Source organism: Acinetobacter sp. CIP 64.2 (genome assembly GCF_000369645.1).
Taxonomy (GTDB): Bacteria; Pseudomonadota; Gammaproteobacteria; order Pseudomonadales; family Moraxellaceae; genus Acinetobacter.
The window spans coordinates 1-13,597 of sequence record NZ_KB850126.1 but is presented as its reverse complement, the minus strand read 5'-3'; the positions used below and the strand labels follow the sequence as shown (position 1 = coordinate 13,597).

The 13,597-nt window shown below is 40.3% G+C and carries 14 protein-coding genes and 1 pseudogene; all 15 read right to left on the bottom strand.

Going from position 1 to position 13,597, the window contains the following annotated elements:
• Positions 1 to 2: 2 nt before the first annotated feature.
• Positions 3 to 1,286, bottom strand: coding sequence for an MFS transporter (locus F895_RS00360; protein ID WP_005244918.1), 1,284 nt, complete (start codon positions 1,284 to 1,286; stop codon positions 3 to 5).
• Between the two features lie 49 nt (positions 1,287 to 1,335).
• Positions 1,336 to 2,574, bottom strand: coding sequence for a M24 family metallopeptidase (locus tag F895_RS00365; RefSeq protein WP_005244916.1), 1,239 nt, complete (start codon positions 2,572 to 2,574; stop codon positions 1,336 to 1,338).
• A gap of 103 nt (positions 2,575 to 2,677) precedes the next feature.
• Complete coding sequence (locus F895_RS00370; RefSeq protein WP_005244913.1) at positions 2,678 to 3,646, bottom strand: GlxA family transcriptional regulator; 969 nt, start codon at positions 3,644 to 3,646, stop codon at positions 2,678 to 2,680.
• A gap of 290 nt (positions 3,647 to 3,936) precedes the next feature.
• Complete coding sequence (gene ureC, locus F895_RS00375) at positions 3,937 to 5,637, bottom strand: urease subunit alpha (RefSeq protein WP_005403777.1); 1,701 nt, start codon at positions 5,635 to 5,637, stop codon at positions 3,937 to 3,939.
• A gap of 44 nt (positions 5,638 to 5,681) precedes the next feature.
• Positions 5,682 to 5,990 carry an urease subunit beta gene (locus F895_RS00380; RefSeq protein ID WP_005244909.1) on the bottom strand — a complete coding sequence of 103 codons (309 nt, stop codon included), beginning with the start codon at positions 5,988 to 5,990 and terminating at the stop codon, positions 5,682 to 5,684.
• 19 nt (positions 5,991 to 6,009) lie between these two features.
• Complete coding sequence (gene ureA / locus F895_RS00385) at positions 6,010 to 6,312, bottom strand: urease subunit gamma (RefSeq protein WP_000422459.1); 303 nt, start codon at positions 6,310 to 6,312, stop codon at positions 6,010 to 6,012.
• 100 nt (positions 6,313 to 6,412) lie between these two features.
• The gene (locus F895_RS00390; protein WP_005244908.1) at positions 6,413 to 7,291 is read right to left on the bottom strand and encodes an urease accessory protein UreD; all 879 of its coding nucleotides are present in this window, start codon (positions 7,289 to 7,291) and stop codon (positions 6,413 to 6,415) included.
• A 71-nt stretch (positions 7,292 to 7,362) separates the two neighbouring features.
• Complete coding sequence (locus tag F895_RS00395; protein WP_005244906.1) at positions 7,363 to 7,929, bottom strand: HupE/UreJ family protein; 567 nt, start codon at positions 7,927 to 7,929, stop codon at positions 7,363 to 7,365.
• A gap of 14 nt (positions 7,930 to 7,943) precedes the next feature.
• Positions 7,944 to 8,558, bottom strand: coding sequence for an urease accessory protein UreG (ureG, locus tag F895_RS00400; protein WP_005100598.1), 615 nt, complete (start codon positions 8,556 to 8,558; stop codon positions 7,944 to 7,946).
• Between the two features lie 17 nt (positions 8,559 to 8,575).
• Entirely contained in the window at positions 8,576 to 9,241 is a 666-nt protein-coding gene (locus tag F895_RS00405; RefSeq protein WP_005244905.1) for an urease accessory protein UreF, read from the bottom strand.
• A complete protein-coding gene (gene ureE / locus F895_RS00410; RefSeq protein ID WP_005244904.1) occupies positions 9,228 to 9,710 on the bottom strand; it encodes an urease accessory protein UreE in 483 nt (160 codons plus the stop codon). The genes F895_RS00405 and ureE overlap by 14 nt, the downstream gene beginning before the upstream one ends.
• Positions 9,711 to 10,116: 406 nt before the next feature.
• Entirely contained in the window at positions 10,117 to 11,724 is a 1,608-nt protein-coding gene (locus F895_RS00415; RefSeq protein ID WP_005244903.1) for a purine-cytosine permease family protein, read from the bottom strand.
• A gap of 199 nt (positions 11,725 to 11,923) precedes the next feature.
• Positions 11,924 to 12,397 carry a GNAT family N-acetyltransferase gene (locus F895_RS00420; RefSeq protein WP_005244902.1) on the bottom strand — a complete coding sequence of 158 codons (474 nt, stop codon included), beginning with the start codon at positions 12,395 to 12,397 and terminating at the stop codon, positions 11,924 to 11,926.
• Between the two features lie 104 nt (positions 12,398 to 12,501).
• The gene (locus tag F895_RS00425; protein WP_001067784.1) at positions 12,502 to 13,206 is read right to left on the bottom strand and encodes an IS6-like element IS1006 family transposase; all 705 of its coding nucleotides are present in this window, start codon (positions 13,204 to 13,206) and stop codon (positions 12,502 to 12,504) included.
• Positions 13,207 to 13,344: 138 nt separating this feature from the next.
• A pseudogene (locus F895_RS19995) lies at positions 13,345 to 13,503 on the bottom strand (cation transporter); the annotation flags it as partial.
• Positions 13,504 to 13,597: the final 94 nt, after the last annotated feature.

Sequence of the window (13,597 nt, the reverse complement as noted above, 5' to 3'; positions counted from 1 at the left end):
GATTAGACCGTGACAAGTTTCGCTTTATTGCTCTGAACCAATACGCTCATGCTAAATAAGGCAATCACAATTAAAATAAAGGCTGGTGCGAAAGTACTGCCTGTACTATGAATCAACCATGTTGCAAGTAGTGGAATCGTACCGCCCAGCAGTGCATTCGCTGTATTAAAACTAAATGCAAAACCGGTATAACGCACATGCACAGGGAAAAGCTCAGTGAGGTATGCAGGCAAACTGCCATCATTCATCGCAAGTAGGCTACAGAAAACCAATTGAATGATAATCATGCCAATAAATGATGTATCAGATAAGAAATAGAACAGTGGGAAAGTTAAAATTATAAAGCCTATACATGCCATAGCTAACATTTTATTGCGGCCCATACGGTCAGAATATTTACCCATCATAAATACAATGCCGATGTAAAATGCTAAAGAAATAGCCCCTGAAATAAAAGATTCGGTTTTATTTACCCCTAATTCAGTCGACAAATAATTTGGCATATAGCTAAAAATTAAGTAGAACGCAGTCGCATTTAAAGATGCGATTGCAAACGCTTTAAATAATGGCTGACGGTATTCTGTAAATAATGCTTTAATCGGGAAAGTTTCTTTATGGCTCGTTTTTTGATGTGCCAGAAATTCGGGGGTATCTTCAAGTTTTAGACGAATGAAACGACCAATTAAACCCAGTGGCGCAGCCAATAAGAATGGTATTCTCCAGCCGTATTCATATAAGAATGATTCTGACATCCATGCAAACATGGCAGCTGACATCAATGAACCCAACAATAAACCTGCGGCTGTACTGGCTGGCACTAAGCTGGTATATAAGCCCTTTTTATTTTTAGGTGCGTATTCAGCTAAAAAGTTAGATGCACCAGCATACTCACCTGAAGCGGAAAAGCCTTGAATCATCCGAAAGAAAAGCAATAAAAGTGGTGCAAATATTCCAATAGAAGCATAATTTGGTAAGAGCGCAATACACATAGTTGCCAATGTCATAATCATAATTGACCAAGACAGTGCATGTTTTCGCCCATATTTATCACCAACATATCCCCAGAAAATTCCACCAAAAGGCCGAACAATAAAGGACAAAGCAAAGATGGCGTAGGTTGACATTAATGCAACTACAGGATCACTACTTGGAAAGAAAACCAAAGCAATCACAGTGGCTAAAAAACCATAAGCAGCATAATCAAACCATTCAACAAAGTTACCAATAAAACTTGCAGTAGCAACGCGTTTTAAAGTGTTTTGATCAGATTTAGCTTTTTCATTCATATTATTTTCTCCACCAAAAAAGGCATCCCGATTTGGGATGCCTTGTAACTTATGCCTTGATAATGTTGTGTTCAGGGCCATAAGGGAATTTAGTGATATTTTCAGTGCCTGATTCAGTCACCACCAAAATGTCGTGTTCACGATAACCGCCCGCACCTGCCATACCTTGTGGCAACATAAGCATAGGTTCCATTGAAATCACCATTCCAGGTTCAATCACGGTATCAATATCTTCACGAAGCTCTAAACCAGCTTCACGACCATAGTAGTGGGAAAGTACGCCGAATGAATGTCCATAACCAAAAGTACGGTATTGAAGCAAACCTTCTTCAAGGTAAATTTCATTTAATTCGTTAGCAATATCGCAGCACCGTGCACCAGGTTGAATCAGTTTCAAACCTGCCTCATGCACTTTGACATTCGCTTGCCAAATTTTTAATGAAGCATCATCACAGTGGTCAAAGAACTGAGTCCGTTCAAGTGCAGTGTAATAACCCGCGATCATTGAGAAGCAGTTCAGACTTAAAATATCGCCTTTTTGCACTTGACGAGTAGTCACAGGATTGTGTGCACCATCAGTATTAATGCCCGATTGGAACCAAGTCCAAGTATCCATTAATTCTGAATGCGGAAAACGTTTAGCAATTTCACGCACCATCGCTTGTGTCGATGCCAACGCGACTTCGTGCTCGTGCACACCTTCTTTGATAGCCGCAGTTAATGCAAAACCGCCAATATCACATACGGCTGCTCCTTGTTTAATGTGCGCAATTTCTTCGATAGATTTCACCATACGCAGCTTCATACAAGTGGCACTAATATCGACAAACTCAACATTTGGTAAGAATGCTTTCAGCTTGTTTAATCGCTCAATCGGCAGATGGTCAAACTCAACCCCTACACGACCTTTGTTGGGAATTTCTTGTGCAACAGCACGGAAATAGTTATCACGCTGCCAATCGGTATAGACCACATTGTAGTCACCTACTGTACGACGCCAAGGTTGACCACCATCAATATTGGCGGAAATACTCACCACTTTTTGATCTGTAACTACTACACCAAAAAAGCGACCAAATGAGCAATACAGGAAATCAACGTAATAGTTGATGTTATGCATAGAGCTGAATAAAACTGAATCAACTTCTTGATCCGCCATCATTTGACGTAATTTTCTATGACGGTTTTCATATTCTTGTTTTGAGAAAGTTGACTGCACTTTTTTACCATTTTCAATCGTTAAAAGTGCAGGTAACGTATCTTTCACCATATTTGCTTGAATATTCATCACTAATACCTTTCATGTTGTGTGTCTGTATGAATCAAGCATAGGTATTTTTGAAACGTTGTTTTTTTCCAAAATCGCTAAAAAATTGTCAAAATTCGACAAATTAATAAGCTAATTCCAAAATGCCACGTTCATTTTTCGGAGAATAATTAAATTGGTTTTTATAGGCTTTATTAAAACTAGACGCATTAGCAAAACCGCAGGCTAATGCTACATTAGAGACGCTCATAGAAGATTGTTTCAATAAATTTTGTGCATGTGTTAAGCGTATATTTAAATAATATTCTTTGGGAGAACAGTCGAAATGCATTTGAAATGAGCGTTCTAACGTTCGTGTTTGACTATGAATCAAATGACAAATTTCTAAAATATTTAATGGTTCATTAATATTATTTTCCATTAAACGAATTGCCTCTTTGACAAGAGGATGAATATCTTTACCCTGCTTCGAGATGGGTTGGTGTTGAATATCCGTATTTTCACGCAAGTGATGTACAATAAATTGTTCACAAATTCTCTTGGCTAAATTGGCATCGTAATGTTGCTCCACGAGTTGCAAACACATATCTATAGATGCAAGCCCCCCCGAGCAGGTAAATCGGTTCCGATCCAAACTAAAAATATGTGGATTAAAATTAACTTGCGGAAATTCTTCTTGTGCAGCTAAAGAGTTTTCCCAATGTAAACTCGCTTGATAACCATTCAATAGATCTGCACTTGCCAACACATATGCACCAGTACAAATCCCACCTAAAGCAATATTCGCCTGATCTAAACGCTTCAAAAAAATTTTATGTAATGGGTTATTCAACTTAAAAAGCTGAAAACCACCGCAAATAAACACAATATCCATTTCAAAAAGATGCTGGATTTTGCAAGTATGCTGCACCTGCAAACCATTGCTAGCACAAGTATGATGCCCATCTAAACCTGTCACATTCCATTGGTATAAATGACTTTTTTCAACATAATTTGCCATTCGAAAGACCTCAACAGCATTTGAAAATGCTATCATTGAAAATCCATCAAGAAGTAAAAAACCAATACGCTTTGCTTGAAATGAAGTCTTCATTAAAGAAATCTCTTTAAGAGCTAATTTTCTAGTTAAGCAAATTACGTACCAAATAAGATGATTTTACATAATTAATAATTTCAGCCGATAAATTATTTTTAAAGTAGACTTGAACTTAATTCTCACTGACTTTATTCCATAATGTTATCTAAGCATCTCCTTACATGTTTCCGCTTTGCACATGCAATATCATCAGAGCTACAATACTCTTACAATATCAATCATTAAAGTCTGCATCACACCAAACATGATCCGCAGACTGAATATTTTAGGTCTTAAAAAGATAATCTTTAAAATAAAAAATAACGCTGAGCCATTGGTAATACCTCTGCTGGCTCACAAGTTAAATGCACGCCATCTGCCCGTACTTCGTAGATTTCCGGATCAACTTCCATCACTGGTGTATAGGTGTTGTGCTTCATATCGACTTTTGAAATATTGCGTGTGTTTTTACATGCAGAAATGATTTTCTTCAGACCTAATTTTTCCGCTACGCCATTGTTAATTCCTGCCTGAGACAAGAAGGTAATACAGGTGTTATGTGCACCGCGCGCATTTGCGCCAAACATGGGACGGTAATGCACAGGCTGTGGTGTTGGAATGGACGCATTGATGTCACCCATTGGCGCTGCTGCAATCATACCGCCTTTAATAATCATGGCAGGTTTAACACCAAAAAATGCAGGTTTCCACAGCACCAAGTCTGCCAGCTTGCCTTCTTCGACCGAGCCGACTTCATGACTTAAACCGTGGGTAATGGCAGGGTTAATTGTATATTTCGCAATATAACGTTTAACCCGCTGATTATCGGTATGTGGCGTATCACCTTCCAGCGGTCCACGCTGTACTTTCATTTTATGTGCCGTTTGCCATGTACGTATAATCACTTCACCCACACGCCCCATTGCCTGTGAATCGGACGACATCATGGAAATTGCACCCAAATCCTGCAAAATATCTTCGGCGGCAATGGTTTCACGACGAATTCGACTTTCGGCAAATGCAACATCTTCTGAAATTGCAGGATCTAAATGATGACAAACCATCAGCATGTCCAAATGCTCATCAATGGTATTAACGGTATAAGGACGGGTGGGATTGGTCGAAGATGGCAACACATTGGCTTGACCAATGGCTTTTAAAATGTCGGGGGCATGTCCACCACCCGCACCTTCGGTATGATAGGTGTGAATGGTGCGTTGCTTAAATGCCGCCAGCGTTTCTTCCAAGAATCCGCTTTCATTTAAAGTATCGGTATGAATGGCAACCTGAACATCGTATTCATCGGCAACCGTTAAACAGTTATCGATGGCAGCAGGGGTTGAACCCCAGTCTTCATGCAGCTTTAAACCCACGACGCCTGCTTCAATCTGTTCGCAGATAGGATCGGGCAAACTCAAATTTCCTTTGCCCAATAGCCCAATATTCATGGGTAAATCATCGATGGCTTGCAACATGGTCGCAATATGCCATGGTCCCGGTGTAACCGTGGTTGCAGATGTCCCTGCTGCTGGACCTGTTCCGCCACCAATCATGGTGGTTGTACCAGACATGAGTGCAGTTTCTACCTGTTGCGGGCAAATCCAGTGAATATGTGTGTCAATGCCACCTGCGGTGAGAATTTGACCTTCCCCCGCAATCACTTCCGTGGCAGCTCCCAACGGAATGGTAATATTGGGTTGTATATCTGGATTTCCTGCTTTACCAATTTTCCAGATACGACCATTCTTTAAACCGACATCGGCTTTCACAATGCCCCACCAATCGACAATGAGCGCATTGGTAATGACGGTATCTGCAACATCATCTGCCAATAATTGGGATTGCCCCATGCCATCTCGGATGACTTTACCGCCACCGAATTTAACTTCTTCACCATAAGTGGTCAGGTCTTGTTCGACTTCAATAAAAAGTTCCGTATCCGCCAAGCGAACACGATCCCCTACGGTTGGTCCGAACATTTCCGCATATGCACGACGTGACATTTTCATCATAGATTACTCTAAATTCTTAAAAAAGATTTTGATAGCCTAAATTAGTCAAGTTTCCCCATCACTCGACCCGCAAAGCCATACACTTCACGCTTTCCAGCTAGTGCCACCAATTCGACATCTCGGCTCTGACCCGGCTCAAAACGTACTGCGGTGCCCGCTGCAATATTCAAACGGTAGCCTTTGGCACGCTCGCGCTCAAATTGCAAAGCATCATTGGCTTCATAAAAGTGAAAATGCGAACCAATTTGAATCGGTCGATCCCCTGCGTTCGCAACCGTTATTTTTAGGGTTTCACGTCCAACATTTAACTCAATATCGCGATCTGGCGTAATTACTTCACCTGGAATCATCTTTATTCCTTATAGTTCTTTACATAATCGGTTGATGTACAGTCACCAGTTTTGAGCCATCTGGAAAGGTTGCTTCAACTTGGACTTCAACAATCATTTCTGCAATGCCATCCATCACATCATTGCGGCTCAGTAAAGTCGTGCCGTAGTGCATCAACTCGCTTACGCTCATGCCATCGCGTGCACCTTCAAGCAAGGCAGCAGAAATATACGCAATCGCTTCAGGATAATTCAGCTTTAAACCACGTGCTTTACGGCGCTCTGCAACCAAGCCCGCGGTAAAAATTAAAAGTTTGTCTTTTTCTGTTGGATTTAATTCCATATCTTTTACCTATTTAAACGTGGAGATGCTTCGCTCATGAGCCGTGCATGACCAAAAATCGTTGTGTCATTTGGTCTTGAAACTACAGGCTAAAATCACTTTATGTTCTCCAAATACGAGGAAATTCTTCATCCAGATCGTACCAATAGCGTCTTAATCTAGCTCTGATAGCAGCAAAAGCATCATGACATTGCCGAACATCATTCCCCAAATAGCGCGCACAAACTACATCATCCAAAACCGTTAAGGTGACGGGTACATCCATACGCATCATCAGTTCACGGATTAAATCCAGATGCTCTTCTAAATCTAGACTGGCACGATATTGCACGGGAGGCACGGCCCAGAAACTTCCCATCACAGATTGACCATGCATGCCTAGGCATGAACTTAACCAACGGTCATTTCCCTTAAAACTTAAGGTATCGGCAACCAACAAAGTCTGATTACGAAACAGTTTGAACATGTTGATATAGGCACCATCACTAAATTGCTCTTCACGTGCTTGGCGACCAATCACCAACATGTCCCAACCAATAAAACTGGCTGCCTGATCCAAATGGATGATGGTTTCTGAATGCGCATTCGCACCATTAAACAGCATGGTTTCTTGCGGCAACCATTCAAAAATAGCATTAGCATTTAAACTTATATTGATATGCTGATAGGCCTTTTTACCATTGGTTTTGTACCATTTACCTGCGCCAGGGGTGGTCACTAAGGCATGTGCCTGCGGGCCGACAGACATATCAAAAGTCAGGTGATCCCCACCCGCAATGCCCGCAGGGGGATGCACAATAATGGCATGGCAAACCCCTGTTTTTTCAGGCCAAAGCATTTTTTGTACCCGCACTGGACCATAATGTTTGCGGTGATGTAACACTGTGCATTCAGGCTCTTTTTGAGCCTGAAAGCCGAGTTCCAACTTGGCAAACCATAATTGGGCATCATGCGTTCGACTGACGGTTAAATCCTGCATGCTTCCTCTGCGTGATGAATACCAATAATCTGGTGTGCTGAAACTTGTTCATCAAAATGACCTGAATATCATTAAGCCAAACCAATCAATGCAACAACTGCAGCAATTCCACCGACAATTTTCTTACCATGTGGCACATATTTTTGTACCAAGGCACCTAAACCCAATCCACCTGCGTAGATGCAAGACATTGCAACAACCATGCCGAAGACTAAACCGATCACATGACCTGAATGATTCAATTCGGCACCATGCGCCATGCCATGAAAACTTGCTAAAACCATGGTCGCAACTGCAAATAGTTGATTGGCTTTGGTCCATAGGGCAATGGCAAGAACAGATAAGGAGAAAACAATGCCGTATTCAGCAATATTCGCAGACACCACATGCAATTGCCCAAGGCTAAAACCTGCAATCATGGCAATAACTAAACCCAACAATCCGCCTACTTTCCATCGATTAGCCGCTGACCACAGCAGCACACCAAAAGCGATCGCCATCGTGAGGTGATCAATTCCAGTAAAGGGATGAATAAAGCCCGTTAAAAAACTATTCTGTTGTTCATGACCAGGATGTGCCATTGCCCACATTGGAAAAGCTGCGGCGAAAGTGGCTAAAGTTCTTTTTAAATAAGTCATTGTGTTTCCCCGAATTACGCTTTGAATAGACCTTGTTTTTCAATGAACGAAATAATAATTTCCAGACCTTCTTTGGTTTTCATATTGCTAAACAAGAACGGCTTATCACCACGCATACGTTTAGCATCTTGATCCATCACACTTAAATTTGCACCGACCATTGGTGCCAAGTCTGTTTTATTGATAATCAACAAATCAGATTTGGTAATGCCCGGACCACCTTTACGTGGAATCTTTTCTCCCCCTGCCACATCAATCACATACAGGGTTAAATCTGAAAGTTCTGGACTAAACGTAGCCGCTAAATTATCCCCACCACTTTCAATAATAATCAGCTCAAGCCCATCGAACTTTTCGCACAAGTCATCAATTGCCGCGAGGTTAATAGACGCATCTTCACGGATGGCGGTATGCGGGCAACCGCCAGTTTCTACCCCAACAATACGCTCTGGAGACATGGCTTCATTACGGGTTAAAAAGTTTGAATCTTCTTTGGTATAAATGTCATTGGTGACGACTGCCATATTATATTTTTCACGCAAAGCCTGACATAAATTCAAAGTTAGCGCTGTTTTACCTGACCCGACTGGTCCACCAATTCCTACACGTAATGGACTACGTTGTGACATGTTTTTTCCTCTTAAAATTATGATCTGAATAGTCTTGAATATTGGGTCTCGTGGTGCATACTCAGCTTGGCATATTGCGGTAATGCACTACTGATTTCAGTGTCTTGCAGCTCCAGTGCACGCGCAATTGCTTCGGGAATAAGCGCATGTAAATGCCACAAAATACGCTGACCACTCATTTGCCCAAGTGGTACGGTTTTGACTGCCGCCAAGACCTGATTTTCTAAAACGGTAAAGGTATACGCTGTAAGTACTTCGGATTGATTTAGCCCCAAGGTGCCACACAGGCTTCCATACACTGGAACAAAGCCCAGCTGTTTTTTCACTTTAATGGGTTGCTTTAATACGTCTCTAATCCATGCATTTAAAGAAAATGCCAACTGCTTCGATTCCGCCAGTAACTCTTTACTCTCACGGCTGGCGCGGTAAAAGTTTGCCCAGTAAGTAAAATTTTCTTCATCATCACTGTATTGCATTAAACGTTTCAGCACAGGTAACTCAAAACGAACCAAGAGCATTTCCAACACTTCTTCAAAATAAGCAATGCTGGAGGCTTCATCATGAATCAGCCCTCGATCAATAGCACTTTCCACACCTTGTGAATAGCAATAGGCTCCTATCGGTAACGCAGTTGATGACAAGGTCAACAGGCTGAGTAGTTGCGATAGATTAGTAATGGACATGATGTAAAGTCTTGATTGGGCTTAAGCGATGATCATGTTGATGTTGTGCATAGGCACCGCTTTCAGGTTCAAAAGGATGATCTACCTCTGCAACGTTTAATCCCAAACCCACTACCATTTCAGCCAGTACATGATCTGGTTCGAAATATAATGCTGTTGGCGTCAACATTAAGGGAACGTGACGATTGCCGAGATGATATGCAGCTTTTAATAAATAAAACTCTTGCTGAGCCGAAACTTTCATCAATTTTTCTGGTTTCGCTTCAACTTTAAGAATATTTCCGCTCTCCGTCGAAATATATGATCCACTGCGTAAAATGCCTGTACGCGGCAAATCTGCACCAATATCTACCCCATTTTTTAAAGTTGCACGAAAACGGCTCTTTTGGCGCGTATCGAAAGTCAGCTCAATGACATCAAAGTCACAATTTTCTGTAACTACTTCTAATCGTTGAGTATAAATTTCCATTTTTTCTCCATGCTTGACTTTGTTTTAGGACTGCTTTTGATCCAAATTGATTCAAAATATAAATCGCTTTCACAAAATGCACCACCCCAACGTTCAAAGCAATTATTGCACCAATTTTTCTACATACACCACATTTAAGCGTATATATTGCTCAGAAACTCCAAATGAAAACTTCAAGAAAATATGATTTCTCATTTAAATGATGTCAGGACATTTAAGACAAAAATAGCAGCTGTCGGGTTATTCGAGATGGATGTTGTATCCACTCTTTGGATTAGAATAGATTTTCCCGCACTTTTTATAGAGTTTTCCCCAATCAATATTAAAAAACCCTGATGCAAAATCATCAGGGTTATTGATTTGATCGAAATTCAGCTTATTAAAAAGCAGATATCTGAAAAATCATTTATTTTTCCAAAGTCTTACATAGAGAACAAATAACACCTTTGTGCTTATGTGAATACATAATATCAGGTCTTTCATAATCTTCATCACATGACACACAATGATAAACTGTTGCTATAGGTAGCCCAGTAGCATCATAACGTGGTTCTTTTACCCCATCATCTGTAGCTTTAATATAATATTTTCCTTTCGTAATTAAACCCATGATTGGAGTCAAAACAAAGCCCAAAATCAGAGCAATTAAAGGTGAATATGGCATTAGAAATTCACCCAACATGCCAAAAAAGGTTGCAATGGAGACTCCTGCAGCGACAAGAAATGACACCATACCTACTGGGTTTATATTATAAAGCATATCACGGCGATACTCTGGTTCTTTTGGAGAGAGTTTCAATAAGTATTTATTCACTGTGATATCAGTCGCTACAACCACAACCCATGCAATGGCAAAATTAGAATAAAAACCTAAAATCTTACCAAGCACTGCGAACATATTACCTTCCATCAACGCAAGAGCAATTGCAAGGTTAACCAATACAAATACAATACGACCTGGATAATGCTTGCTGATACGTGTATAAGCACTGGTCCATGCCAATGAACCCGAATATGCATTCGTTACATTAATCTTGATTTGTGAAATAACAACCAAAATTACCGCTAAAGTAAGTGCAAACCAACCTGGAAGCATATCATGGAAAGCTGCGTTAAACTGTTGTACAGGTTCCGTGCTATCAACCCCAGGAATTTTAGTCAGCAAATAAAAACCAAGGAAAGCACCAATAATTTGTTTGATTGCGCCTAGAATTACCCAACCTGGACCCGCTGAAATAACAGCTATCCACCACGCTTTGCTATTTTCTTTAGTTTTTGCAGGCATAAAACGTAGGTAATCAATTTGTTCACCAATTTGCATAATTAAAGATAGACAAATTCCAGCACCCAACATAATTGCAGCCACATCTATTGCTGCAAAACCACCATTTCCAGCATAAGCAGCGAATTGACTTACAAGCTCAGGTTCTTGATAAATCAAATAAGCAACAGGGCCAATCATTAAGATCAACCAGATAGGTGTGGTCCAAACTTGTAAAGTACTTAAGGCTTTCATCCCATAAATGACCAATGGAATAACCATAATAGTAGAAATGAGATAGCCCATCCATAAAGGAATTCCGAGCCCAAGCAATAAGCCTTGAGCCATGATAGAACCTTCGAGAGCGAAGAAAATAAAAGTAAAACTTGCAAAAATAATACTCGTCAGTACCGATCCAAAATATCCAAAACCAGCACCACGCGTAATCAGATCTAAATCGATATTATAGCGAGCTGCATAATAAGCTAATGGAAGACCTGTTAAAAAGATAATAAGTGCAGCAAATAAAATAGAAAAAATGGCATTCGTTGTCCCATATGTCATACCAATGCTAGCACCAATCGAAAAGTCTGCCAGATATGCAATACCTCCTAATGCCGTAATTGCGACGACTTTAGGACTCCAACGACGGAAACTATATGGAGCATAACGTAAAGTATAGTCTTCAAGTGTTTCGTTTGCAGCAGAAGATGGCTTTTCAATAAAAGTATCTTGCATAGGTTGATTTTGCATACCAAAAAATATCTCTGAGTTTCATACTTCTCACCAAAATGCAAAATTAATGCCAACATTTAATTTTTCTATCAAATTTTTAGGATTTAGCCCAACATGCTACAATCATATTGTTTTATAAACATAATCTTTTCAACATATGTATCGTGTCGTACATACCTAGCTGTTCACGACTGACTGTACTAAAACTTTGCAACCGCTAAAACTTTTCTGCCGCAGGTAAAAATGGATGCGTATGCAAATATAAATGCTGAATATTTTGTTGCTGTGCATATGCAAATAACAACTGGCAAAGCTCTGTCGCGATTCCCTGTCTACGATACTCAGGCAATACAAAAATCAATTGCTTGCTTTCCTGTTTATACTCTTCCACAGGAACTAACCAAATTCTCTTCAACGCTTGTAGCTCTTCCGATGTTTCATGATCCATTTCACAAAGGCGTTTAACTGCTTCTTTTTCTAAAATCATGCGCAAGTCAAACAGCTCATTATAAAATTTAAAATCCCAGGGTTTGACTTCCCAACCGCTACGGAAATGTACATTAACGCAGCCTTCTTGTTCAAAGCGATACAAGGCCTGACGAATGGGGGTACGGCTAATTTCATATTTTTCTGAAATATCTGATTCCGTAAAACGTTGTGCAGGTTTAAGCTGAAAACGGCTTTGTTGCACAAACCTACCGATAAGGTCTTATTCCACAGTATAATTCCTAGATGAATAAACCGGCACTGTTGCAAATAGAGATTTGAGTCGATGATGTTTCCTTTAAAAAGTACTTAGAGACCGAAAACCCTGTTGATTAGACACACTTCACCCTGAGGCTGACCATAATAAAATGACGATGCTTGTCCTTTACGTAGTGCACGCATGACTTCAATACCTTTAATTGTGGCATAAGCCGTCTTCATAGATTTGAATCCTAATGTGGCCCTGATGATCCGCTTTAGCTTGCCATGATCACATTCAATCACGTTATTTTTATACTTAATCTGCCTGTGCTCAAGGTCTGGTGGACATTTACCTTCCCGTTTTAACCGTGATAAAGCACGTCCATATGTGGGTGCTTTATCCGTGTTGATCACTTGTGGAATTTGCCACTTCTTCACATTATTTAAAATTTTTCCAAGAAAACAATATGCTGATTTGGTATTACGTCTAGAAGAAAGATAAAAATCAATGGTATCGCCACGTTGATCGACTGCACGATACAGATAAGACCATCGTCCATTCACTTTTACATAGGTTTCATCAATATGCCACGAGCTCAGATCTGTAGGATTACGCCAATACCAGCGTAAACGTTTTTCTATTTCAGGAGCATAACGTTGAACCCAACGGTAAATAGTCGTGTGATCAACATTCACACCCCGTTCGGCCAGCATTTCCTGCAGTTCACGATAGCTAATGCCATATTTACAATACCAGCGCACAGCCCAAAGAATGATTTCGCCCTGAAAATGCCGACCATGGAAAGGATTCATATGCTGCACCTTTAGCTAAAACAGTCTTCAGCTTACCATTCGTGGTTATTTGCAACAGTGCCAATAGAAGTGTAATACAGGAAAATGGTAAGGTTTATCAGCCTAGTCATCTGTCCATTATGTAGAAAGAGCAGCACTTTAATGTTTATGCTGTTCCAATGTATTACATTCCTTACTTTCTATTTGTAACGTAATTTCAGTAATACTATGATTATGTTTTAGAACGTCTAAGGCCTTTTGATAGAGCTGATCTGGATCGCTATTAGGAGCAACCAAATGAGCAGTTAAATGAATGTTGAACCGTACCGGGTTTGTCGGAGACTTTTTTATTTAAGTTAAGCCACCTGACCTAACGGGTTAATCTTATCATAGTACATTGCTTCAAACTCAA